A 24,433-nucleotide genomic window follows, 5' to 3' on the forward strand; every position below is an offset into this window, starting at 1 on the left:
TTTTTTTTTTTGTGGGGGGGGGTTGTGGGGGGGGGGGGGGGGGGGGGGGGGGGGGGGGGGGGGGGGGGGGGGGGCGGGGCGCCCCCCCCCCCACGGCTCCCGTCGTTCCGTCACTAGCCGTGCGTCGCACACTTGTTGGCGCTGTTGGACCACAGGCCCTGGAGGTCGAAGGTGCCGGTGCTCAGGGTGACGTAGGCGTCGAGGTTCTCGCACTCGTCGCCGATCTCGCCGCCGCCGCCGTTCCAGCCGATGCTGGGCCAGAAGTCGGTGACGGTCTCGGCGTACTCGTGGGTCTCGGTGGACTCGATGCCGGAGAGCATCCGGCCGTCCGTGAAGGTGGTGCAGGCACCCGCGCCCATGTCCGGGATGTACGGCAGGTTGGTGTACGCCAGGGTGCCGTAGGAGCTGCTGGTCTTGTCGTGCCAGGCGCAGAAGCCCGAGTTGGGGAAGCCGTCCGGGTGGGTGCCGGTGGGGGAGACGACCACGTACTGGGCGTTGAGGTTGGGCGCCTGGGTGGTGTTGCCGAAATGGGCGGCGGCCTTGCCGGCCTCGGCGGCGATCTGGGTGCTGGTGGCGCTGGCGGGCGCGGCGGCGGTCTTGTCGAACCAGACGCCGGCCAGCGGGGAGGAGGCCGGGTGCTGGACGTGGACGCCGTTGGTGCCGCAGTTGGTGGTGCCCTTGGCGACGCCCTCGCAGTACTGGCTGAGGATGGTGCCCCAGGTGTCCTGGCTGCCGTACAGCCCCTTGAACATGTTTTGCATGTCGGTCGCGACCCCGGCCGGGTCGGCGGACCACTGGGTGCCCCAGAAGACCAGGTACACCTTGGGGGTGGGGGACACCACGCCCTGGGTCGCGGCGGAGCGGACCGAAAGGGTGTTGCTGCTGGTCGCGGCGTGTTGCCCGGTGGCGCCCGGGTGGAGCGGCTTGGCCCCGAAGTGGGCTGTGGCCGGGGCGGATTGGGCCTCGGCTCCGGTGGCCAGGGTGGTGGTGCCGAAGGCGGCCAGGGCCAGCGCGGTGAGGGTGTGGGCGGCGGCCTTGAGGGGTGTGCGCATGCGTCTGCTCCCGAGTGTGAGGGGGTGGGAGGTTTGCCCGTGCGGGTCGAGCCCGGACACCACACCAACTCGGCGGCGGCTCCGTCCAGATGGCCGGACACGGCCGCGCGAAGCCTTTGCCGTGCTCATACCAAGCCCTTGTCGGCGGCAGGCCGATGAGGCGCCGATGAGGCGCCGGTGAAGCGTTCGGCGCACGGGACCGCACTGCGGGTACGAGGCGTCGGTGCGGTAGTCTCGGTCGCCTCCAGCCGGGTTCCGCACGTCTTGAGCAGGACAAGGGAACGAGCCTGAAAACCGAAGCCACAGTTGACGACCCGGATCAGGGAACGGTTGTCGCCAGTCCCTTCCAACTGCCGGCCTTCCGATGGTTCTTCACCGGACGGCTGGTCTCGCTGCTCGGCAGTGCGATGACTCCGGTGGCGCTTTCCCTCGCCGTGCTCAATGCGTCGAACAGCGTCGGCGACATGGGTGCGGTGCTCACCGCCAATACCGTTCCACTCATCGTGTTCACGCTGGTCGGGGGTGTGGTCGGGGACCGCTTCCCGCGACGACTGGTACTCCTCGCGTCGAATCTCGGGGCCGGCCTGACGCAGGCCGTCGTCGCGTTCCTGCTGATCTCCGGGAACTACGACCTCGGTTCGCTGATCGTCCTGGAAGCCGTGAACGGAACGATGGCGGCCTTCACGAACCCGGCGCTGCGCGGCATCGTTCCGGACATCGTCCCCAAGCCACAGATCCAGCGCGCGAATTCGGCGCTGGGATCGACCAAGAACGCGACAAAGGTGCTCGGGCCGACGGTCGCCGCCACCATCGTGGTGACCGCCAACGGCGGCTGGGCCATCGCCGTCGACGCCGCCACCTATGTCGTCGCGGCGGTCTGCATGTTCCGGATCGGCGTGCCGGGCGACACCCCTCCCCGCAGGGCCGGCACCTTCGTCGCCCTTCGGGAGGGGTGGACGGAGTTCAGGTCCAGGACCTGGGTCTGGACCATCGTCGCCTCGTTCGGCGTCGCGAACTGCATCCAGGTCGGCATCTGGACGGTCCTCGGACCGCTGATCGCGAAGGAGCGGATCGGCGAGACCTCCTGGGGCATGGTGCTCAGCGTCAGGGCCGTCGGCATGCTGCTCATCGCGGTGGTGATGTACCGGGTCACCGTGAGGCGCCTCCTGCCCGTGGCGCAGCTGTGCACGAGCCTGGTGGGCCTTCCGCTGATCGCCCTGGGGCTGGTGGCGAACTCGTACTGGCTCGCCGCCACCGCGTTCGTCGCGGGTCTGAGCGCCGGGCTGTACGGCATCGCCTGGGAAACCACGCTCCAGGAGAACATCCCGAAGGACAAGATCGCCCGGATCTCCTCCTACGACAATCTCGGGTCGTTCATCGCCATTCCGGCGGGGCAGCTCTCGGCCGCCCCCATGGCGAACGCCTTCGGGGCGTCCCGGGTCGCTCTGGTCGGCGGCTTCCTGTGGATCGCCCTCACCCTCTGCCCCCTCCTCGTCCCCTCCGTGCGCGGCCTACGGCACGCGGCATAGGGCGGAGCGGCCCCGGCCGGGGAGCCGCGCAGCCTACGGGGGCTGGGCTGAGCGGGCGCGCCGCCGCACTGCGGGCGCACCGTCACACGGTCGGAAAGCGGCCCGCCCGGTCGCCCGCTCGGGTGAGCGGGCGACCGGGCGGTCCGGGGTGGTGCGGCGAACGCAGGGACGCGTCGGTCAGACGGTTACCTCTTCGATCTGCTCCGCCGGACGCTCGGCGGTGGCGGGGGTGTTCTCCCGCGACGCGTTCCCCTCGGGCGCGTTCTCGCGCGGGGTGGGGAGCACGGCCATGATGACGGCGGAGATCACGATGGTCGCCGCCCAGGCGAGCCCGTACTTGCCGATCGGGGTGCCGGAGAGCGGGCCGGCGAACCAGTCGCACTTGGTGAAGGCGAGGCCGAACAGCAGGGCGAGCACCCAGGCGACCATGGCCTGCCAGCAGAAGCCGCCCGCGTACCAGTAGCGGCTGTTGCGGCTGGTGTCCATCAGCGCGTCGGCGTCGTAGCGCACGGCGCGCGAGCGGCGGCGGTACATGTCCACCGCGTAGACGCCGATCCAGGCCGAGAAGGAGACCGCGAGCAGGATCAGGAAGGTGATGAAGGAGCCCAGGAAGCTCTTCGCGACCAGCATCAGCAGCAGGCCGCCGACCAGCGAGATCACGGCGTTGATGCTGACGGCCATGGCGCGCGGCAGCTTGACGCCCATGGTCTGCGCGGTGAAGCCGGCCGAGTACATGGAGAGGCTGTTGATCAGCAGCATGCCCACGATCGCGGTGAGCAGGTACGGCACGGCCAGCCAGGTCGGCAGCAGGTCACCGAGGAAGGAGACCGGGTCCGCGGCCTGCGCCAGGCCGGGGGAGGCGACCGCCATGACGGCGCCCATCAGCACCATCGGCACCATGACCAGGCCGGCGCCGGAGACCGTCACGCCGACGATCTTCTTGCCGGAAGCGGCGTGCGGCAGGTAGCGGGCGAAGTCCGGGCCGGTGGGGACCCAGCTGATGCCGCCGGCGGCGATGGTGCCGATGCCGGCGATCATCATCGCGGTGGTGCCCGCGGGCTTGGAGAAGACCTCGCTCCAGTGCATGGTCGCGATCAGGTAGCCCAGCACCAGGATGCTGAAGACCCCGAACAGGTACGTCGACCAGGTGTTGCAGACGTTCAGCGCCTTGCGGCCCATGCCGGAGACCAGGAAGGTGCAGGCGACGAAGGCGAACAGCGTGATCACGATCAGCGCGGTGTTGCTCTTCACGCCGAACATCAGGTCCAGGACGGTCAGCACGGCGTAGGCGCCGGTGACGGCGTTGATCGTCTCCCAGCCGAACCGGGCGATCCAGAGGATCGCGCCGGGGAAGAGGTTGCCGCGCACACCGAAGGTGGCCCGGGAGAGGGTCGCGCCGGGCGCCCCGCCCCACTTGCCGGAGACCGACAGCACGCCGACCATCCCGAACGACGCGAGTGCGGCGCACGCGGCGACGATCAGCACCTGCCAGAAGTTCAGCTGGTTGAACACGACCAGAGCCGCACCCATGGTGAGCAGCAGGACGCTGATGTTCGCCGCGACCCAGGTGGGGAAGAGCTCGCGGACTCTGCCCCGTCGCTCGTGGTCGGGGACGGGTTCGATACCGCGTGTCTCTATCGCGCCGTCGTCGGTGGCGGCGGTGGACAGGTTGCCCATGAGGGTGGCTCCGTGCGTGTGAAGCGGGAGAATCGGTCAAATGGAACATTTATGGAACTCTTCGCGCGTAGCGCGGGAGTTCGGCCATCCTACTTTGTTCCAGATGCGCCCGATTGCTGCGGTTGCCAGGCGGAGGCGGAGGCGGAGGCGTAGGCGAGGGGGCGGGCGGGGTCGGCGGGGTCGGCGGGCGGGGCCGCTCGGTCAGCCGATGAGGCCGAGGCGCGGGCCGCCCCGCTCGTGCAGCCGCCGGAGGAAACCGAGCACGCCGGCGGAGCCGCCGGCCCAGGTGGCGCTCGGCCGGGCGAGCCCGGTGTCCGGGAACACCGGATGGGACGGGGTGCCGCCGCTGCGGCTCAGGATGATCGCGGCGACCGTCCGGGCGGCCGCCCAGAACTCCTCGGAGCCGCCGCTGGAATCCGGCTCGGAGGCGGACCCGCAGCCGGAGCCGTACGTGCCGCAGGCCGCCGCGACGTCCACCAGCAGCTCGCCGACGCCGGCCAGCCCGCAGCACTGGGTGACCAGCGGCATCCGCGGCGCGAGCGCGGCGCAGGTGCGGGCGGTCCGCCGGGCGAGGGCCAGGTACCCGGGTTCGCCCAGCCGGTCGGCGGCCCGGACCAGCACCGAGCCGACCCCGGCCAGGCCCCGGCACCAGGAGCCGTAGCGGCGGGTGGCCCCCGGGGCGGTGGCCCGGGCGAGGAGTTCCGGGGTGACGGCGGCGAGCCGGGCGCAGGCCCGTTCGGCCCGGCGCAGGGCGGCCGGGTCACCGCTGGAACTCGCGTACTCGAGCAGGAAGTAGGTGACACCCGCCTCGCCGTGGGCCAGCCCTTCGGCCAGGGCGGCGCGGCCGGGGGTGGCCGGGCCCGCGGGGGACAGCCGGGCCCCGCCGGAGGCGAGCACCCGGGCGCACTCGGCGGCGACGGCGAGGTGCCGCTCCCGGCCGCCGACGCCGAGCCGGGCGGGGTCGAGCCGGGCCAGTAGGAGGCGGCCGACGCCGATCCCGGCGACCCCCTCGATCAGGTCCGCCTCCGCCGGCCCGCCGTCAGGCCCCCGGGACGGTAGGCCGTCGCCGTCGCCGTCGCCGGGGCCGGGTCCGGGTCCGGTTCCGGCCGCCGTCAGGAACAGCTCGACGCCGGTGCGCCCCGAGTAGAAGCCAGGCGACAGGCGCCGGGACTGCCCCGCCGTCCACCGCGCCAGGGCGTCGACGGCCGCGGGCACCCCGGGCCGGTGGAGGTGGTGCAGCAGCTCCAGGCCGAGGCCCGCGCTCCCGCCGTAGACGTCGACCGGTGTCGGGACGGCGGCGCGGGCGGCGAGCACCGGGTCGGCGATCCGCTGGGCCTCGGTCACGCAGTACGCGGTGGTGTGCTCGATGATCTCTGCGAGCAGGCCGTCATCGATCCGGCGAGGCGTGGTCCGGCGAGGCGCGGTCCGGGGAGGCGCGGTCCGGCGCGGTCCGGCGGCCGGCCGTCCGGTCCGGAGCCGTTCGGCGCCGACGGCGCGTTCCGCCGGGTCGGGGCTTGTCAACTCGGCGATCAGGGAGAGGAGTTGCCGGTGTTCCGGGCCGGACAGTGCCCGGTCCAGGCCGGCCAGGGTGCGGTGCCGGTTGACGGCGGGGTCGCCGTCGACGATCACCGGGTCCAGGCCGGTGGCGGCGAAGCCGAGGGTCGCGCCCAGCGCGTGGTAGTCGTCGACGGGCTCGGCGGGCTCGCCGACCGGGCGCCGGACCGGGTCGCTGTAGCCGGGGGTGGAGCCGTCCGGGCCGGCGCCGTCGAGCGCGCTGATCCCGAAGTCGACCAGACGGCAGCGGCCTTCGGCGTCCAGCGCGATGTTGTCGGGTTTGAGGTCGCGGACGACCACGCCCCGCCGGTGGATGCCGTCCAGCAGCCGGAGCAGCCGGGTGGCCAGCGCGGCGAGCCGGTCGGGTCGGTAGGGGCCGTGCTCCTGGACGTCGCGCCGCAGGTCCCGATCGCCGCAGCTGGTCATCACCAGGTACTCGTCGGAGCGGTGCCGGAAGGTGTCGAGGGCCCGGGGGACTCCGGGCAGGCCGTCGAGCGCGGCGAGGACGGCCCGTTCGTGACGCAGCCGGTCCCGGGCGTCCGCCCCGGTCTCGTCCTCGGCGACGAAGGCCCGGGCCTGCTTGATCACCACCGGCAGCCCGGTGCGGAGGTCGACCGCCCGGTAGACGTTGCCCTGGGGCTTGCGCGCGATGCCGCCGGTGACCCGGTAGCGTCCGCCCAGGGCGTGGCCGGCGGGGGACGGCACTCGGGCCGCCCGGTGCTCGAAGGGGTCCTCGGCCCAGGGCGGGCAGCGGTAGGTCGCGGCGGCCAGCCCGTCGAAGAGCCGGCCGTCCGGGCCGACCATGACGGACTCCAGCCGCCCGGCGCGCCCGGTCCGGTAGTCACCGGTGAACGGCCCGTACCGGTAGTAGACGGGTGCGTCGGGAGCGACCCGCCGATCGCTGACGACCTGCGGCCCCTGTTGCCCGCGCAGCACCGTGACGAGTTCCTCGGCGAGTGCGACCGCGGTGCCCGGCGCCGGGTAGACGGTGATCGCCTTTCCGACCGAACCTGCGCTGCGCACCCCTGAGTTGAGCTCCCGCAGGACCTGTGGGCCGAGTGCCCACTTGGCGTGGCAGACGTACCGCGCCAGCACCGGCAGGGCGAGGGCGAGCACGGTGTCGAGTTCGCGGGGGCGGGCCGAGACGTGCAGTTTCCAACCGTGTTCCACCGCCGGCATCCGCGGGTCGGTCAGGTACGACCAGGTGTCGTCGGACCAGCCGCGGCGGCCGGCGATGGAACCGGTCACCGTCAGGAGTTGAAGTCGCAGGCGAGGCGGGTGGTGGCGGTCACCCACGGGTCGGCGAGACACGCGGTGGCCTCGCGGTCGGCGCGGTCGTCGTCCTCGAACAGGATGGTCTCGTCGTCGATCACCAGCGGACCCGCGTCGCGGATCTCCTCGGTCATGGTTCCGGGCATGTGTCGCCTCCAGCTCTGGTCGTGCCTCCGGTGATGGTGCGGGACGCGGCCGGTTCGGACGCTCAGGCCCGAACGGGCCGGGATCCCGAACCACGAAGGTAGGGAGGAACGTTCCGCCTGACAAGGGGTCAGGACGCATCAACTCCACTTCCCGCACACATTCGTGGAGGAGTCGTGGACATGCCGCCGGTCCTCGCGGCCGCGCGGTTCAGGGGCTGAGGCCGACCGCGTGCCGGAAGCTCGTCGGGTCGGTGACCAGGTCCAGCATGGCCCGGGCGACGTCGGCGCGCGGGACGGTGGGGCCGGCCGGACCGGACCCGACGGCGTGACCGTAGCGGCCCCGGCCGGGCCGGCCGGTCAGCCGCGGCGGGCGGACGGCTGCGGGCACCGGGGCGAGTGCCCGCAGCCGGCTGAACCGCTGTGCCACCGGGGCGACATGGTCCTGACGGCCGGTCGGCGCTACGGGCCGGGAGAGAGGTAGCGGCGCCCCGGTATCTGTTCGAAGATCAGGTTGGTGCGGGTCTGGGCCACCGCCGGGTGGGTGGTGAGGTGGTCCACGACGAAGTCGCGCAGGGCCTCGGGGCCCGCGACGCCGACGTGCAGCAGGTAGTCGTCGGAGCCGGCCATGTGGAAGACGGCCAGCACACCGGGCAGGTCGGGGGCGGTGCCGCGGAAGCTCTCGTTCTGCTCCCGGGTGTGGGCGCGCAGCCGGACCGAGATCATCGCCTGGAGCGGCAGCCCGATCGCGGCCGGATCCAGCTCGGCGCGGAAGCCGCGGATGGCGCCGCGGTCCTGGAGGGTGCGGACCCGGGCCAGGCAGGTGGAGGGGGCGATGCCGACGGCGGCCGCGAGGGCGTTGTTCGGGAGGCGGGCGTTGTCGGCCAGGGCCCGGATGATCGCCCGGTCGACGTCGTCGAGGGGTGCCCGGCGGGCCTGCGGATTGTTCGGCATGCCTGCCAGGATCCCAGCCCGTTCCGAAGATTCGCAAATCTGATCGAGTCATGCCCGAATGTTCTTCGGAGGGGCTTCCCCGGGGCGCTCGAAAGTTCCATCCTTACCGACGGTCGTCACCGGCACCGAGGGTGGCCCGTCCCGCAGTCCCCGCACCCCCCGGAGCGTTTTGTCCATGAGTCCGACCGCCTTCCCCGCCGCCGCGACCGCCGTCGACCCCGGTCCGGAGCTGGACGGCGGCGACTTCGCCCTCCCCGAGGGCGGCCTGGACGACGACCACCGGCTGCGCGCCCTGGACGCCGTGGACGAGTACCTGACCCGCAAGCGCAAGCACCTGGTCGGCTACCAGGCCACCCAGGACATGCAGGGCACCGCGCTGGACCTCGCCCGCTTCCTGCCGAACAACATCAACAACCTCGGCGACCCGTTCCAGAGCGGCGGCTACAAGCCCAACACCAAGGTCGTCGAGCGGGCCGTGCTCGACTACTACGCGAAGCTCTGGCGCGCCGAGCGCCCGCACGACCCGGCCGACCCGGAGTCCTACTGGGGCTACATGCTGTCCATGGGCTCCACCGAGGGCAACATGTACGCCCTGTGGAACGCCCGGGACTACCTGAGCGGCAAGGCGCTGATCCAGCCGCCGGCCGCGCCCTTCGACGCCGTGCGCTACGTCAAGGCCGACCCCGACCGGCGGAACCCGAACGCCCACCACCCGGTGGCGTTCTACTCCGAGGACACCCACTACTCCTTCGCCAAGGCCGTCGCCGTGCTGGGCGTGGAGACCTTCCACGCCGTCGGCCTGGAGAAGTACGCCGACGAGTGCCCGCTGGTCGACCCGGCGACCGGCCTGCGCACCTGGCCCACCGAGGTGCCCTCCCGCCCGGGCCCGTCCGGCCTGTCCTGGGACGGCCCCGGCGAGATAGACGTGGACGCCCTGGCCGTGCTGGTCGAGTTCTTCGCCGCCAAGGGCCACCCGGTCTTCGTCAACCTCAACCTCGGCAGCACCTTCAAGGGCGCCCACGACGACGTCCGCGCGGTCTGCGAGCGCCTGCTGCCGATCTTCGAGCGGTACGGGCTGGTGCAGCGCGAGGTGGTCTACGGCAGCTGCCCGCAGACGGGCAGGCCGCTGGTGGACGTGCGCCGCGGCTTCTGGATCCACGTGGACGGCGCGCTCGGCGCCGGCTACGCGCCGTTCCTGCGGCTGGCCGCGGAGGACCCGGCGTACGGCTGGACGCCGGAGGCCCGGCTGCCCGAGTTCGACTTCGGGCTGCGGCTGCCCACCGCGGCGCACGGCGAGGTGGACATGGTCTCCTCGATCGCGATGAGCGGCCACAAGTGGGCGGGCGCGCCCTGGCCCTGCGGCATCTACATGACCAAGGTCAAGTACCAGATCTCCCCGCCGTCCCAGCCGGACTACATCGGCGCGCCGGACACCACCTTCGCGGGCTCCCGCAACGGCTTCTCGCCGCTGATCCTCTGGGACCACCTGTCCCGCCACTCCTACCGCGACCAGGTGGCGCGGATCCGCGAGGCCCAGGAGCTCGCCGCCTACCTGGAGCGGCGGCTGTTCGCCATGGAGCGGGAGTTGGGCGTCGAGCTCTGGCCCGCCCGCACCCCGGGCGCCGTCACCGTGCGGTTCCGCAAGCCGAGCCCGGAGCTGGTGGCCAAGTGGTCGCTGTCCTCCCAGGACGTGGTGATGGTGCCGGGCGACGAGGCCACCCGGCGCAGCTACGTGCACGTCTTCGTGATGCCCTCGGTCGACCGGGCCAAGCTGGACGCCCTGCTCGCCGAACTCGCCGAGGACCCGGCGGTCCTGGGCGCGCGGTAGCCCCCGTCAGAGGTTGGTCAGCTGGTCGCCCCTGGCGTCCTGGAGGACGTGGTCGACGCAGACCGCGAGGATGACCAGGAGCAGGGCGTCCTGCTGGCTCAGCACGTCGACGGCGTAGGCGTCGCGGACGGTGAACCAGCGGCGGGACACGTGCGCCAGGGTGGTGCCCTCGTGGCGTATGTCGAACTCGCGGTCCCACAGGTTGCCGTTGATCCGCAGCTTGCGGCCGTCGCCGAGGCGGACCTTGAAGCGGTCGCCGAAGAGCTTGAACAGCTTCTTGCTGACCTTCGCGGTCGGCTGCCCCTCCTGCTTGATCAGCAGGGTGTGGTGGAAGGTGAAGGCCTTGCGGACGATGCTCGCGACGTGCTCGCCGCGGGTGTCCTCCAGGGCGAAGGTGCGGCGCAGCCGGAAGAACTTCCGGTTCACGCGGTAGAGCTTCTCCCGGTGCTCGGTCTCTATCCAGGCCTCCTCGTGGAAGGCGAACATGCGGTCGCGGACCAGGTAGCGCACTGTGGGTCCCCCCGTGGTGGATCCGCCGGCCCCCGTGGCGCGGCGCGGCCCAGAGCGTAGCGGCTGGTCAGCGCGGGGGTGGGGCAGGGGGTGGTGCTTTTACCGGTCCGCGACATTCCGCCGACAGGACGGTGACGTCGAGGGTCTGTCCGGCAGGGTCCGCCGGACAGGCCCTGGGCCCGGTTCCGGGGCCGGGGGAGGGTCGGGAGGTCGGTCAGGCGATGCCCTGCCCGTCGATGTCCGCCCCCCACTGGTCCTCGCCGACGGCGCCCACGCAGTAGCCGCCGCCCTGCACCGTGCCGCCGGCCTCCTGGCACTGCTCGGCGGTGACGTCGGCCGGGAGCGCCCAGGCGGGGGCGGGGCCGGCGAGGAGGAGGACGGCGGTGGCGGCGAGCGGGACGGCCAGGCGGGTCAGGCGGGCCGGGGATGCAGTGATCATGCGCCTTACGAGACCACGCGCCGGGGGTGACGGCGAGTCAGGTGCGTCCATTCGCGGGCCCCGGGGCGTACCGGTCAGTGCGGCGGGGCCGGCTGCGGGGGCCAGGTGCCGGGGGCGAGGACGCCGAGGGCGTAGGCGTGGGCGACCAGGGCGGTCCGGTTGGGCAGGTGCCAGCGGCGGGAGAGCCGGGTGAGGTGGTAGTTGACGCCGTCCGGGGTGAGGCCGACCTCCTTGGCGATCCGGGCGGTGGTGGCACCCCGGGCGGCGGCGGCCAGGATGCGGGCCTCGATCGGGCTGGCCTCGGGGCGCGGGGTCGGGAGGGCCGGCGCGGGTCGGGTGGCGGGTTCGTCCAGGGCGCGCAGGGAGAGCAGCAGGTTCGGGGTCTGCTCCGGGGTGTCGCTGACCAGGTCGACCGTCATCTCGCCCTGCCGCTCGGTGCCGCCCGCGGGCGTCCAGGAGACCCCGACCGAGTACTGCGAGCGCCGGTGCAGCCGGATCGCCTCGGCGAGCGTCTGGAGGGACGTGCCGTCCCGCAGGGTGAAGTACTCCAGGATCCGGCGGTTGCGCAACTGCCCCGGCAGTCCGCCGAACTCGGCGGCCATCGCCCGGTTGACGATCAGGATCCGGCCGCCCCACTCGCACACCGCGATGGGCAGCGGGTTGTGGTCCAGCAGGCGCAGCGCCCGGTTGCGCCAGGTCACGGCGGCGTCCAGCCGGGTGTCCGGTGCCGGACCGCAGCCGTCGGTCGGTCGCATCCCTCGTTCTCCTCCCGCGGCAACCGCCCCCGGCAGATCCGACGGGTCGTGGGCAAGTCTCCGGATGCCGCTGGGACTACACAATCATGTAGTGACCGCCACCCGGCGCGTCCGGCGAGGGCAGAGAGTGGAGATACCGAGAACTTTCGCCGTGGGAGGGACCTACCGATGACCGAGACCACGACCGAGGCCGTGCCGGCGACACCGAGCGGGGCCGTGAGCGTGAGCGACACCGCCGTGAACGTGAACGCCGTGAACGTGAACGCCGTGAACGTGACCGGGGCCGCCGGGAGTCAGGCCGCACCCCGGGCCCTGGGCGTCCCGCTGGTGGACATCTCCGACCTGCCGCCGGTCAGCGTCCCGGTGCTGCGCACCATGGAACTGGCCAGAGAACACGGTTCGGCCTTCCTCCAGCGCCTGCACGGCCGCGAGGTCCTGATGGTCAGCAGCCTGGAGCTGGTGGAGGAGTTGGCCGACGAGGAGCGTTTCACCAAGGCCGTCGGCCCGGCCCTGGAGAACGTCCGCGAGTTCACCGGGGACGGCCTGTTCACCGCCTACAACGACGAGCCGAACTGGGCCAGGGCGCACGACATCCTGATGCCCGCCTTCGCGCTCGGCTCGATGCGCACCTACCACCCGGTGATGCTGAAGGTGGCCCGCCGGGTGATCGAGTCCTGGGACCGCCGCGCGGCCGCCGGGCTGACCGTGGACGTGCCCGGCGACATGACCCGGATGACCCTGGACACCATCGGGCTGGCCGGGTTCGGCTTCGACTTCGGCTCCTTCGACCGGGACGAACCCCACCCGTTCGTGGAGGCGATGGTGCGCTGCCTGGAGTGGGCGATGACCAAGCTCACCCGCGACCCCGAGCTGGACCACGGAGAGCGCGACGCCGCGTTCCGCCGGGACGCCGACTACCTGGCCGGCGTGGTGGACGAGGTGATCGCCGCCCGGGCCGGGAGCGGTGCCGAGGCCGGCCCGGCCGAGGACCTGCTCGGTCTGATGCTCGGCGCGGTGCACCCCGCCGACGGCAGCCGGCTGGACATGGAGAACATCCGCAACCAGGTGATCACCTTCCTGATCGCCGGCCACGAGACCACCTCGGGCGCGCTGTCCTTCGCGCTGCACTACCTGGCCAAGAACCCGTCCGAACTCCGGCTGGTCCAGCAGGAGGTGGACGCGCTCTGGGGCGACCAGGCCGACCCCGAGCCCTCCTACGAGGACGTCGGTCGGCTGCGGTACACCCGGCAGGTGCTCAACGAGGCACTGCGACTGTGGCCGACGGCGCCCCAGTTCAGCCGGGAGGCGCGCGAGGAGACCCTGCTCGGCGGCCGGATCCCGGTCCGCCCGGGGACGCCGATCTTCGTGCTCACCCCGATGCTGCACCGCGACCCGGCCTGGGGCGACAACCCGGAGCTGTTCGACCCCTCCCGGTTCGACCCGGAGCGCGAGGCGGCCCGCTCGCCGCACGCGTTCAAGCCCTTCGGCACCGGCGAACGCGCCTGCATCGGGCGCCAGTTCGCGCTGCACGAGGCGACCATGCTGCTGGGCATGCTGGTCCACCGCTACCGGCTGATCGACCACGCCGGCTACCGGCTGACCCTCAAGCAGACGCTCACCATCAAGCCCGACGGGTTCACCCTGGCCCTCGCCCCGCGCACCCCGGCGCCGCCGGCCCGGCACCCGCAGCCGACCCTGACGGGCGGGACCACCGAGTCGGCAGAGCGCGCCGGGCGGGTCCGCCAGGGCACCGGACTGCTGCTCCTGCACGGTTCCAACTACGGCGCCTGCCGCGACTTCAGCCGCCAACTCGCGGACGCCGCCGCCGAACTGGGCTGCGACACGGAGACCGCCGCGTTGGACGCGTACGCCGACGGGCTGCCGACCGACCGGCTGGTGGTGATCACGGCCGCCTCGTACAACGGCCAACCCACCGACGACGCGGCCGAGTTCGTCCGCCGACTGTGCGAGGCCCCGGACGGCGCGGCCGACCGCGTCGAGTACGCCGTGCTCGGCATCGGCGACCGCACCTACGCCGCCACCTACCAGCGCATCCCCACCCTGATCGACGAGCGGCTCGCCGCCCTCGGCGGCACCCGGCTGCTCGACCGCGCGGAGGCCGACGCCTCCGGCGATCTCGCGGGCACCGTGAGGGAGTTCACCGAGGCGCTGGCCGGGCTGCTGCTGGCCCGGTACGGCGACGCCGAGGCCGTGACCAGGCCCCGGGAGGAGGCCGGGTACACGGTGACCGAGCTGGTCGGCGGCCCGCTGCACGCGCTGGCCACCCGGCACGGCATGAGCGAGCTGACCGTCACCGCGGTCGGCAGCCTGACCGACCCGGGCTACCACCGGGTCAAGCGCCTCGTCCGGCTGGCGCTGCCCGAGGGCACCGAGTACCGGACCGCCGACCACCTCACCGTGCTGCCGGCCAACGACCCCGCCCTGGTCGAGCGCGCCGCCAGGCTGTTCGGCGCCGACCCGGACACGGTGCTCGGCATCGTCGCCCACCGGCGCACCGGCCTGGCCGTCGACCGCCCGCTCACCGTACGGGAGTTGCTCACCCACCAGGTCGAGCTGCAGGACCGTCCGACCGCCGAGCAGCGCGCCACGCTGGCGGCGCTCAACCCCTGCCCGCCCGAGCAGGCCGCACTGCGCGCGCTGCCCGTCGACGACCCGCGCACCCTGCTCGACCTGATCGAGGACCACCCGGCGCTGCGGGAGGCGCTGAGCTGGCCGGTGCTGCTGGAGCTGCTGCCGCCGATCCGGCCCCGGCACTACTCGATCTCCTCCTCGCCCGCCTCCTCGCCTGCCGGGCGGGAGGGCGAAGGGCGCGAGGTCGACCTGATGGTCTCGGTGCTCAGCGCCCCGGCCCGCTCCGGCCGGGGCACCTACCGGGGCACCGGCTCCGGCTACCTGGACCGGCTGGCCGTCGGGGACACCGTGCTGGCCAGGGTGCAGCCCTGCCGGGAGGCGTTCCGGATCGGCCACCGCACCCCCGTGCTGATGATCGCGGCGGGCACCGGACTGGCGCCGTTCCGCGGCGCCGTCGCCGACCGCCGGGCGCTGCGGGCCGAGGGCGCCGACCTCGCCCCGGCCCTGCTGTACTTCGGCTGCGACGCCCCGGACGCCGACTACCTGCACCGGGCCGAGCTGGAGGCGGCCGAGCTGGCCGGCGCGGTCTCGATGCGGCCCGCGTTCAGCGAGCGGCCGCAGGACGGGCGGCGCTTCGTCCAGGACCGCATCGCGGCCGAGGCGACGGAGGTCTGGGAGCTGCTCGCCGCCGGGGCCGAGGTGTACGTGTGCGGCGACGGCGCCCGGATGGCGCCGGGCGTCCGGGAGGCCTTCCGGACGCTCTACCGGGAGCACACGCCGGGCGCGGACGAGCAGCAGGCCCAGGACTGGCTGCAGGGCCTGGTCGAGGCCGGCCGCTACGTCGAGGACGTCTACGCGGGCTGAGCGCCCGCCCGCGGTGACCGCACCGCACGGCCGTCCGCCCGCCGCATCCCTGGGGTGCGGTGGGCGGACGGCCGTTCAGGTCTGTCCGGGGGGCGGCTGTTCGGGCGTCAGTAGACGTGGACGTCGTACTTGGTGAGCGCCGCGTTCACCGGCTGGAAGAACGTCGTCCCGCCGGAGGTGCAGTCGCCGCTGCCGCCCGAGGTCAGACCGAGTGCCTTGGTGCCCTCGTACAGCGGGCCGCCGGAGTCGCCCGGCTCGGCGCAGACATCGGTCTGGATCAGGCCGCGGACGACGCCGCCGTCGGCGTATCGCACCGTGGCGTTGAGCCCGGTGACGCGGCCGCTGTGGGTGCCGGAGGTCGACCCGGTGCGGGTGACGGACTCGCCGACGTACGCGTTGGGGGCGGAGGTGAAGCCGCCGGGGTGGTCGAGCGCGCCGTTGTCGTAGCGGACCAGGGCGTAGTCGTGGCCAGGGAAGGTCGAGGCGACGGTGGGCCCGATCAGGGTGCGGTGGGCGCCGTCCGCGTACCAGGTGGAGGCGACGTTCCCGCAGTGCCCGGCGGTCAGGAAGTAGTGGGTGCTGCCGCTGACCACGTTGAAGCCGAGCGAGCAGCGGTACCGGCCGCCGTAGACGGCGTCCCCGGCGGCCAGTAGCGGGGTGAACCGCCCGGGGACGCGCTGGATGGTGAGGGTGGGCGCGTCGGTGCCGACGGCGCGTGCGATCCTGGCCAGCCCGGCCGGGGGGACGGTGCTGTCGGCCGTCACCACGACCCGGCCGGCGTCCTCGTCGACGTACCAGGCGGTGCCGTCGACCCCGGCGTTCTCGACCGCGTCGCTCACCGAGGCGAGCTGCTCGGCCGCGGTGGCACGGGCGGGCGCGGCGGCGGCGCCCGGCACGGCGACCGCGGTGGCGGTCAGCAGGCCGAGGGCCACGGCGAGCAGCCGGCCGGGGCGCCCGGCACCGGTCCGGGGGGTGTGGGCGGTCCGGGGGGTGTGGGCGCTGCGGGTGGTCCTGCGCATGGTCCTCACCGGGCTCCTCCTGGGAGTGCGGGGCCCCGGCGGGTTCGGGGCCGTGAGGCGCGGTCAGGCGGTGGGCGGACTCCGGCCGGTGCTCTCCGGAAGCAGGACGGGATGATCTGCCCCTGACAGGCGCTGTCCGGAAGTATGAGGAAAGGGACGGTTCGGTACAAGCTTCCTGACGTGGTGTCGGCCGGCCCACGAACGGTCCGGGGGAATCGCGGGTGGTTCGTGTCGCCCGTACGGACTCGTACCCCGAGGTGGGGCCCGCCCCGGGGCCGCGGGCCCGGCCGGCGGAGTACGGGGGCACGGGCCGGGCGTGCGGGGGAGCCGGGGGCGCGCGGCCGTCAGGCGCGCAGCAGGGCGTCGACCCGCGCCGCCACCGCCAGCAGCGCCCGGTCGGCCAGCCGGGGCCCGATCAGCTGGACACCGACCGGGGCGGAGCCGTCGATCGGGAGCGGGAGCGTCACCGAGGGCAGGCCCGCGGTGGCCGCCGGGGAGGTGTTGCGGATCAGGGTGTGGAAGGTGGGCACCGCCCGGCCGTTGAGCGGCAGGCTGTCCTCGTACCGGCGCAGCGGCCGGGCGCACACCGGGACGGTGGGGCTCAGGACGGCGTCCAGCCCGTGCGCGGCGAACAGCTCGGCGTAGGCCCCCTGGAGCGCGCGGCGCGCGTCCAGCGCCCGGCGCAGGCCCTCGGGCCCCGGGTGCCCGGGGGCGATGGGCAGTGCGGTCGCCGCGAGCAGCGCCGCGATGTCCGGGTCGGCCACCGCGGCGATCACCTCGGCGGAGCCGATCCCGGCGCGGTGCTCGTCGAGGTAGCGGCCCAGGGCGGCGGCGAACTCGCCGAAGACCAGCGGGAATCCGATCCGGGCGTCGGCCTCGGCCAGCTGCGCCGTGTCCACCGGGACCCACCGCGCCCCCGCCGCGCTGAGCCGCTCGACGGCGGCCTCCCAGCCGGCCTGGACCGGACCCTCCAGGTCCTCGGCGAACACCTGCCGGGGCAGCCCCAGCCGCAGCGGCCGCCCGTCGGCCCGGGGGCCCAGGGGCTCCCCGGGCTCCCCGGCGGCCACGGGCTCCCCGGCGACCAGGGCGTCCAGCGCGCTGAGCCGCTCCAGCGAGCGGGCCATCAGCCCGGGGGTGTCCCGGGTGGTCGACAGCGGGGTGACCCCCGTCGAGGAGTAGCGCCCGGCGCTGGGGCGCAGCCCGTAGATCCCGTTGAGCGCGGCCGGGATGGTGACCGAACCGCCGGTGTCGGTGCCCAGCCCCGCCTCCGCCACGCCCGCCGCCACCGCCGCCGCCGTGCCGCCGCTGCTCCCGCCCGCGAACAGGGCCGGGTCGGTGGCGTTCCCGACGGCCCCGAAGGTGTGGTTGCACGAGGTGGCTCCCAGGGACAGCTCGTGCATGTTGGTCTTGCCCAGCACGATGGCCCCGGCCGACCGCAGCGCCGCGACCACGGGCGCGTCGGCGTCCGGGACGAAGCCGGTGAGCCCGGGCGTCCCCGCGGTGTTGGGCAGGCCCGCGACATGGATGTTGTCCTTGACGACCAGGCACCACGGCGCCGCCCCGCCCCGCTCGTCCCGGCGGTCCCGGCGGTCCGCCGCCGCGAGCGCCCGCTCGGCGTCGAGCGTGATGAACGCGTTGAGCTGCTCGACGGCGGCGGCCCGGTCGAGCGCGGTCGACACGAGCGCCCGCGCGGGGCCCCGGTCCGTGGTCTCGGGCTGGGCCATGGCGGGTCGGCTCCTCCGTGCTCGCCCCGGGCCCGCCCACCCGCGGCGCGGGCGTGACCGGGTGACGGGTGGTCACACCGTACCGGGCCGCGCCGGCCGGGAGCTGCCGGGGGCGGGTGGGGTCGTCGGGCGGGCGGCTGAGCCGCGAGACTGTGGTGCCTGGGCCTGCCGGGCCTGCCGGGCCTGCCGGGCCTGGAAGGCCGCGTCCCGGACGGGCCGGGCGGCGGTGTCCTGGTCGGCGTGGTGCCAGCCCTTGCGTTCCGGCTACGGCTACGGGCAGAACTGGATGACGGCGTGGCGGCCGTCGGTGCGCCACGGGGTGGCGGTCGCGTCGAGGCGGGTGACGGTGTCGGCGTCCAGGCCGACGATCACATCGGATTTCAGGGTGCGCAGGGCCGCCACGGGGGTGGGGAAGTGGCCCGCGGTGTCCCGGAACGGGGTGGTCGGGGGCCAGAGCCGGTCGCCCACCAGGCGGCGGTAGTTGAGGTCGCCCTTGAGGATCGTCAGTGCCGCGCCCGCGAGTTCGGCCCGGAGGTCGGCGGGCAGGTCGTGGTAGGGGAGTGGCGCGCAGAAGAACGGGTGGGTGCGGACCACGAGCGAGCCGCCGCCCATCGCCCGCCACAGCCGGCTGCCGACGGCCACTGCCGTCGGTGACGGCGCGGAGCGCAGCCGGGCGAGCGAGGCCAGGACGTCCGCCGTGGTCGCGTCGGACACGAAGTACGGCTGCGGCTTCACGTAGAGGACCACCTCGGTGGCCAGTCCGCCGGTCAGCAGGTGGTCGATCAGCACGAGGTCCGGCAGCAGCTCCCGGCCGGCGTTGTCCGCGATGAGGCAGACCCGCCCGCCGCGTTCGCCTCGCCGTAGCCCGGCCCAGATCCGCGCGCGGTCGTCGGCGAGGAGTTCGGTGGCGGCCGCGGCGCCGGGCCGCGCCGTGAGCTGGAAGCTGAGGTCGGCGCGGTTGCCCCACAGCGCGGAGGTCAGCAGCGCGTCCGCCCGGCGGGCCGGCGGGAGGGCGTCCAGCTCGTTCAGCGCGGCCAGTTCGCCGTCCACCGCGGCCCCGGCCAGCTCGGCGTCCTTGAACGGTGCGAACGGGTCGATGCCCTGCCAGGCGCCGGGCCGGAAGTACCCGGTGGCCTCCAGCAGGCGGCGGTAGAAGTAGCTCTCCGCCCACAGGAACGGCGCCTCGCCCCACGGCCTGCCCCACAGGTCCGCACCCCACCGCCGCCACTCGGCGGCGTCCGCCGCGTCCTCGCCCAGCGGCTCCAGGACGCCGCCGGTGCTCTCCGCCAGCAGCCGTTCGACCGCCGCCCGCTCGACCGGGCCGTACGGCAGGGCGTCGAGGACCCGCCGGACGAGTTGGGGGTGGCGCTCGTGGAAGACGGCCCGGGCGAAGGACCCGGGGACGTCACTGCGGATCACGGGGGCGTGCGACACGGGCTCGTTCTCCTGGTCGTACGGGTGGCGGGGCTCGGCGGCGGCCCGGGTCGGCCGCGCGCATCCAGCCGAGCGTAGACGATCACGGGGGAGGGGACGGGCGGGGCGAACCGCGGGGGAAGGCCGGGGGAGAGAGTCGGCGGACGAGGCCGGAGGAGAAGCCGGAGCAGAAAAGTGTTATCCGACCGCCCGTCGAGCGCTCTCCTGGGCGTGGGAACGAACGCGCAAGGCCGCGGCAGAGGGTGTGCGGCCGGCACGCGGGGTTCGAGATGGGGCGCTCCGCGCGGAGGACGGGAGTCTCCGGCCGCGTTCGTTCCCACGGCGCCCGACCGGATCGTCCCGTCCGTCCGGCGCCGCCCGGCGGTCCGTACGCCACCCCCACGGAAGCGGACCGTCGGGCCCCCTTCGGGCTCGTCAGGCGCGGTGGAGCCGCCAGATCAGCTCCTCGCCGGTCTCCGCCGGGGCGATGGCCTCGGACGGGCGGCGCAGGTGCCGGGTGAAGCCGAGCCGGGCCGGGACGGCGCCGCTGGCCCGGTTGGCCGGGTCGTGGACGATCTCGACGAAGGCCACGCCGGGGAGCCGGAAGGCCTGCTCGGTGAGCGCCCGGGCGGTCCGGGTGGCGACGCCGCGGCCGGTGGCGGCCGGATGCAGCCAGTAGCCGATCTCCCGGCCGTCCTCGGGGGTGTCCGCCCGCCGGAACAGTCCACAGGTGCCGACGATCGCTCCGTCCAGCAGGATCGCGTAGGTGAAGTCCGTGCCGTTCTCCCACAGCGCCGACCGCTCGGCCAGGAACTCGGTGGTCTTCGCCAGACTGTGCTCGGCGACCCACGGCATCCAGGGCCGCAGGTGCTCCAGCGACTCCTCGATGACCCGGAAGAACTCGGGGAGGTCCGCCTCGCCGCGAAAACGGCGCAGTGTCACCTCACCCAGGACGATTTCCTGCTCAGCCAGTTCCATCCGGGGATGATGTCCGCCGGGCCGGTGCCCCCGCAACGGAATTCCGGTGCCGGCGCAGCAGGTACAGCAGGGCACCGACGCCGGACGCGACACCGGCGATCACCACCAGCGAGGCGTCGGCGGTGCCCACCATGGCGAGGTCGAACCGCGGGTTCTCCGCGAGGTCGGTGAACTCCGGCTCCACCAGGCCGTCCGGATCCTCGGTGACGGAGACCCGCTCGCCCACCGTGTCGCCCGACCCGCACCTGACGGACTCGGTGCGCCCCGGGGCGCCGTCGTAGCGCACGGCGCACGAGTAGCTGGTGGTCTTGCCGTGGCTCACCCGGACGGCGGCGACCGTGCCCGGGTGGGTGGTGCCGCGCATCGACAGCACGGTGGACTGGACGGTGTTCATGCTCATCAGCGGCACCGCGAGCAGCGGCGCCAGCAGCGGCGCCAGCGCCAGACACCGCAGCACCGTGGACTGGCAGAGGCACAACACGGCGTAGATCAGGCCGATCCCCCCGGCGAAGACCAACGCCAGCGACGGGACGAAGAACCACGCCCCGAACGCCCCCAGCGCCCCACCCAACGGCATCAGCACGGCCGCCGCCGGGATCCACAACGCCGTCAGCAACGGCCGCCGTGGCCACGGCGCGTCGTTCTTCCCCCGCTTCTCCGGCCGGGCACCGGCCCGGCCGTTCCGGCGGTGCGACTGCCCGGCAACCGGCGTCCCGGGTGTTCCGGGCGTCCCGTAGTGCGTCATGGCGGCAGATCCTGCCAGGTGAGCCCGGGAACGGCCGGAGCCGGGGGACGTTCCTTTGCCGGAGCGGGCGGCTTGTGGAGGTCACCGGTGGAACCGGTGGAAGCCCGTCACACCGAGAGGACCGGGAGCGGCAGGTGGCGCCCGCCACCGGCGAGCGGCGGCGCAGCCGGCCGACGGTCTGGGGCGGGACGGCACGGGGCCGTAGGGCAGGGCGAGGTCGGTGGACTCGCGGGTCCAGCCGCTGTGCTGCCAGAGTCGGTCGGACGCCGGGTCGAGGGCTCGCCCGGTCCGGTCGCACGGCGGCCCGGGCGCCGTGCGGTCCAGTGCGCAGCGGGCCCTTCCGGGTCGGTCATACTGGACCTGACCAGGGCGTTCAGGCCGGTGCGGGGGTTTCCTCGGTGGATCCGGCTGCTGGGTGTGGGTGGGTGAGCGGTCCTCGGGGAGGGGAGACGGCGGTGGCGGACGAAGGCGTTCCGGGACCCGGGGGCTCGTTGGTCGGACGGGACGACGACCTGCGGCGGCTCGGCGATCGGCTGCGGCTGGGCGAGGGCGGCGGGGCGCTGCTGCTGTCCGGGGAGGCCGGGGTCGGCAAGAGCGCCGTGCTGGACGCGCTGGCGGCCACCGCGCTCGCGGACGGCGCCCGGGTGCTCCGGGCCTCCGGCGTGGAGTTCGAGGCCCACTGCGGATACTCGGGCCTCAACCAGGCCTTCTTCCCGTTCCTGAGCGCGCTGGAGCAGCTTGACGACGCGTTGCGGGACGCCCTGCGGGTGGCGCTCGGCTTCGCGCCAGGGCCGGCGCCGGAACACCTGCTGGTGGCCAACGCCGTGGTGCGGCTGCTCCAGACGATCGCCGACGGCGGGCCGCTGCTGTTCGTCGTCGACGACCTGCACTGGGTCGACCGGGCCAGCGCCGCGGTGCTCGGCTCGGTCGCCCGGCGGGTGCCCGGTCTGGGCGTCAGCCTGGTCGCGGCGGCGCGCCCCGGCGAGCCGGGGGCGGACGACGGCCGCACCCTGCCGCCGTACGACCTGCCCCCGTACGACCTGCCGCCGTTGGACCAGGAGTCGGCCGGCCGCCTGCTGCGGAGCCGGTTCCCCGGGCTCTCCCGGGCCGCGCACCAGCGGCTGCTGACCGAGGCGGGCGGCAATCCGCTGGCCCTCCTGGAACTGCCCACCGCCCTGCGGCCCGGCACCGCGGAGTCTCCCGCGGTGCCGTCCCTGAGCACCCGGCTGGAGGCGCTGTTCGGCTCCCGGGTCACCGGCCTGCCCGCCGCCTCCCAGCAGTTGCTGCTGCTCGCCGCCCTGGAGGGGACCGGCGACCTCCGGGTGCTGCAGGCCGCCGCCCGCCACCCCGGGGGCGGCCCCGGCCTGGACGACCTCGCGCCGGTGGAGCGCGAGCGCCTGGTCCGGATCGAGGAGGGCGAGCAGAGGTTGGCCTTCCGTCACCCACTCATCCGCTCCGCCGTGGTGGGGCGGGCCCCGAGCCGCGAACGGCGGGCCGCCCACGCGGCGCTGGCCGCCGCCCTGGCCGACCGGCCCGAGCGCCACGCCTGGCACCTCGGCGAGGCCACCCTGGAACCGGACGAGGAGGTCGCGGCGGTGCTGGAGCACGCCGCCGGCCTCGCCCTGCGCCGGGGTGACGCCGCCGGGGCGATGCGCACCCTGGTCCGCGCGGCCGAGCTCACCCCGGAGGGCCCGGACCGGGGACGCCGCCTCGGGGAGGCCGCCTACCTGGGGGCGGAGTCCACCGGAGCCCTCGGCAGCGCCCGCCGCCTGCTGGACGACGCCCGGCAGGCCGCCCCGGCCGGCGAGGACTCCCTGCACTCCGCCACGGCCTCGGCCCTGCTGCTGCTCAACGGCGACGGCGACGTGGCCGCCGCCCACCGGCTGCTGACCTCCGCCGTCGAGACCTCGGCCGGCACCCACCGGTACCGGGCCGACGACAAGGCGCTCGTCGACGCGCTGCACGTCCTCGCCGTGATCTGCTTCTTCGGCGCCCACGAGGACCTCTGGCGCTCCTACCACCGGGCCCTGGAACTCCTCACCCCCGAGCCCCCGGCCATCCTCACCGTCCTGGGGCGGACGTTCTCCGACCCCGCCCGCACCGGCGCGGACGCGCACCGGCAACTGGACGCCCTCACGGCCTCGCTGACCGACGGGAGCGAGCGGGCCCGGGACACGGAGTGGGCCCGGGAAGGGGACGGCGCCGACCCGGTGCGGACCACCCGGGTCGGCACCGGCGCCCTCTACCTCGACCGCCTCGGCGAGGTCCGCGAACCCGCCTGGCAGGTGGTGCGCAGCGGCCGCGAGGGCGGCCCGGCCCGGCGCTACATCTCCGCCCTCATCCACCTCTGCCTGGACGACTACCTCACCGGCGCCTGGGACGAGGCGCTCGACCTCGCCGGGGAGGGCCTGCGGGCCTGCGAGGACCACGGGTACAGCGCCTTCGCCTGGTACTTCCGGTACATCGAGGCCATCGTCCTGGGCGCCCGGGGCCACACCGACGAGAGCCTCGCGACGGCCGGCGCGGTCATCGGCTGGGCCGACCGCCACGGCGCGCCCTGCGCCGGGCACTACGCGCACCACGCCGCGGCCGTCGCGGCCCTGGGCAGCGCGGACTTCGCGCTCGCCTACCAGCACGCCGAGGCGGTCAGCCCGGCCGGCACCCTCCGCTCGCACGTCCCGCACGCGCTCTGGGTGGCCGCGCACCTGGTGGAGGCCGGCGTGCGCAGCGACCGGCGGCAGGAGGCCGCCGCGCACGTCCGCGCCATGCGGGAGACCGGCATCGCCGCCGTCTCCTCCCGGCACGCCATGCTGGTGGAGGCCTCGGCCGCGTTGTGCGCCGAGGACGACGAGGAGGCGCTGCGCCTCTTCGCCCTGGCCCTGGAGACCCACGGCGGCGAGCGCTGGCGCTTCGACCACGCCCGGGTGCGGCTCGCCCACGGCGAACGGCTGCGCCGGGCCCGCGCGACGACCGAGTCCAGGACGCCGCTGCGCGCCGCGCTGGCGACCTTCGAGGAACTGGGCGCCCGCCCCTGGGCGGACCGCGCGAGAACGGAACTGCGGGCGGCCGGCTTCGCCGTGGCCGAACCCGACGGGTCGGGTCAGCACGGGCTGAGCGCGCAGAAGTTGGAGATCGCCCGGCTCGCCGCCTCCGGGCTCACCAACAAGCAGATCGCCGAGCGCCTGTTCATCTCGCACCGGACCGTCGGCGCGCACTTGTACCAGACCTACGCGGCGCTGGGGATCACTCGCCGCACCGAACTCGGCGCCGCCCTCGGCGCGTTGGCCGAGGGCGGCTGATCGAGGGCGGCTGATCGAGGGCGGCTGATCGAGGGCGGTCGGTCGCCGTCGGCCGGTCGCCCTCGACCGGGGGCGGGGATGACCGG

18 protein-coding genes are annotated in these 24,433 nt (G+C 74.3%); 4 read left to right on the top strand and 14 right to left on the bottom strand.

The features are described 5' to 3' along the window. Positions 1-113: 113 nt before the first annotated feature. Positions 114-1,052, bottom strand: a complete 939-nt coding sequence (locus tag ACFWIS_RS12765; protein WP_380461289.1) for a hypothetical protein — start codon at positions 1,050-1,052, stop codon at positions 114-116. A gap of 350 nt (positions 1,053-1,402) precedes the next feature. Between ACFWIS_RS12765 and ACFWIS_RS12770 the strand changes: the two genes are divergently transcribed. Next, positions 1,403-2,581: an MFS transporter gene (locus ACFWIS_RS12770; RefSeq protein ID WP_380523856.1), complete on the top strand. Its 1,179-nt coding sequence runs from the start codon at positions 1,403-1,405 to the stop codon at positions 2,579-2,581. A gap of 177 nt (positions 2,582-2,758) precedes the next feature. Here ACFWIS_RS12770 and ACFWIS_RS12775 read toward each other — a convergent pair whose 3' ends face one another. The 5 genes from ACFWIS_RS12775 to ACFWIS_RS12795 form a co-directional block, all read right to left on the bottom strand. Beyond that, positions 2,759-4,258 (bottom strand): purine-cytosine permease family protein, encoded by a 1,500-nt coding sequence (locus ACFWIS_RS12775; RefSeq protein ID WP_380463367.1) that lies wholly within the window; start codon positions 4,256-4,258, stop codon positions 2,759-2,761. 201 nt (positions 4,259-4,459) lie between these two features. After that, entirely contained in the window at positions 4,460-7,060 is a 2,601-nt protein-coding gene (gene lanL / locus ACFWIS_RS12780; RefSeq protein ID WP_380463369.1) for a class IV lanthionine synthetase LanL, read from the bottom strand. A 2-nt stretch (positions 7,061-7,062) separates the two neighbouring features. Further along, positions 7,063-7,230, bottom strand: coding sequence for an SflA family class IV lanthipeptide (locus ACFWIS_RS12785; RefSeq protein WP_380463372.1), 168 nt, complete (start codon positions 7,228-7,230; stop codon positions 7,063-7,065). Between the two features lie 208 nt (positions 7,231-7,438). Beyond that, positions 7,439-7,657, bottom strand: coding sequence for a hypothetical protein (locus ACFWIS_RS12790; RefSeq protein WP_380463375.1), 219 nt, complete (start codon positions 7,655-7,657; stop codon positions 7,439-7,441). A gap of 32 nt (positions 7,658-7,689) precedes the next feature. Next, positions 7,690-8,181: an Lrp/AsnC family transcriptional regulator gene (locus ACFWIS_RS12795; protein ID WP_380463377.1), complete on the bottom strand. Its 492-nt coding sequence runs from the start codon at positions 8,179-8,181 to the stop codon at positions 7,690-7,692. Positions 8,182-8,356: 175 nt separating this feature from the next. Between ACFWIS_RS12795 and ACFWIS_RS12800 the strand changes: the two genes are divergently transcribed. Further along, the gene (locus ACFWIS_RS12800; RefSeq protein WP_380463379.1) at positions 8,357-10,009 is read left to right on the top strand and encodes a histidine decarboxylase; all 1,653 of its coding nucleotides are present in this window, start codon (positions 8,357-8,359) and stop codon (positions 10,007-10,009) included. Between the two features lie 6 nt (positions 10,010-10,015). Here the strand turns inward: ACFWIS_RS12800 and ACFWIS_RS12805 are convergent, their stop codons facing one another. The 3 genes from ACFWIS_RS12805 to ACFWIS_RS12815 all read right to left on the bottom strand — a co-directional run bounded on the left by ACFWIS_RS12805 (position 10,016) and on the right by ACFWIS_RS12815 (position 11,713). Continuing rightward, positions 10,016-10,519 (bottom strand): LURP-one-related/scramblase family protein, encoded by a 504-nt coding sequence (locus tag ACFWIS_RS12805; protein WP_380463382.1) that lies wholly within the window; start codon positions 10,517-10,519, stop codon positions 10,016-10,018. Positions 10,520-10,733: 214 nt separating this feature from the next. Continuing rightward, complete coding sequence (locus ACFWIS_RS12810; RefSeq protein ID WP_380463384.1) at positions 10,734-10,958, bottom strand: hypothetical protein; 225 nt, start codon at positions 10,956-10,958, stop codon at positions 10,734-10,736. A gap of 74 nt (positions 10,959-11,032) precedes the next feature. Beyond that, the gene (locus tag ACFWIS_RS12815; RefSeq protein ID WP_380463387.1) at positions 11,033-11,713 is read right to left on the bottom strand and encodes a PAS domain-containing protein; all 681 of its coding nucleotides are present in this window, start codon (positions 11,711-11,713) and stop codon (positions 11,033-11,035) included. A 168-nt stretch (positions 11,714-11,881) separates the two neighbouring features. Here ACFWIS_RS12815 and ACFWIS_RS12820 point away from each other — a divergent pair, with 168 nt between their 5' ends. Then, positions 11,882-15,169 (top strand): cytochrome P450, encoded by a 3,288-nt coding sequence (locus ACFWIS_RS12820; RefSeq protein WP_380463390.1) that lies wholly within the window; start codon positions 11,882-11,884, stop codon positions 15,167-15,169. Positions 15,170-15,276: 107 nt separating this feature from the next. Here the strand turns inward: ACFWIS_RS12820 and ACFWIS_RS12825 are convergent, their stop codons facing one another. The 5 genes from ACFWIS_RS12825 to ACFWIS_RS12845 form a co-directional block, all read right to left on the bottom strand. Next, positions 15,277-16,188 carry a S1 family peptidase gene (locus ACFWIS_RS12825; RefSeq protein ID WP_380461543.1) on the bottom strand — a complete coding sequence of 304 codons (912 nt, stop codon included), beginning with the start codon at positions 16,186-16,188 and terminating at the stop codon, positions 15,277-15,279. Positions 16,189-16,532: 344 nt separating this feature from the next. Then, positions 16,533-17,912 (bottom strand): amidase family protein, encoded by a 1,380-nt coding sequence (locus ACFWIS_RS12830; protein ID WP_380461542.1) that lies wholly within the window; start codon positions 17,910-17,912, stop codon positions 16,533-16,535. A gap of 270 nt (positions 17,913-18,182) precedes the next feature. Next, positions 18,183-19,346, bottom strand: a complete 1,164-nt coding sequence (locus ACFWIS_RS12835; RefSeq protein ID WP_380461541.1) for a damage-control phosphatase ARMT1 family protein — start codon at positions 19,344-19,346, stop codon at positions 18,183-18,185. Positions 19,347-19,760: 414 nt separating this feature from the next. Continuing rightward, positions 19,761-20,303 (bottom strand): GNAT family N-acetyltransferase, encoded by a 543-nt coding sequence (locus ACFWIS_RS12840; protein ID WP_380461540.1) that lies wholly within the window; start codon positions 20,301-20,303, stop codon positions 19,761-19,763. After that, positions 20,290-21,048, bottom strand: a complete 759-nt coding sequence (locus tag ACFWIS_RS12845) for a hypothetical protein (RefSeq protein ID WP_380461539.1) — start codon at positions 21,046-21,048, stop codon at positions 20,290-20,292. Before ACFWIS_RS12845 ends, ACFWIS_RS12840 begins: the two co-directional genes overlap by 14 nt. 455 nt (positions 21,049-21,503) lie before the next feature. Between ACFWIS_RS12845 and ACFWIS_RS12850 the strand changes: the two genes are divergently transcribed. Continuing rightward, the gene (locus ACFWIS_RS12850) at positions 21,504-24,347 is read left to right on the top strand and encodes an AAA family ATPase (protein WP_380523845.1); all 2,844 of its coding nucleotides are present in this window, start codon (positions 21,504-21,506) and stop codon (positions 24,345-24,347) included. Positions 24,348-24,433 lie beyond the last annotated feature (86 nt).

Origin of the sequence: Kitasatospora sp. NPDC127060 (genome assembly GCF_042724935.1) — a bacterium.
In the GTDB taxonomy this organism is placed as follows: Bacteria; Actinomycetota; Actinomycetes; order Streptomycetales; family Streptomycetaceae; genus Kitasatospora.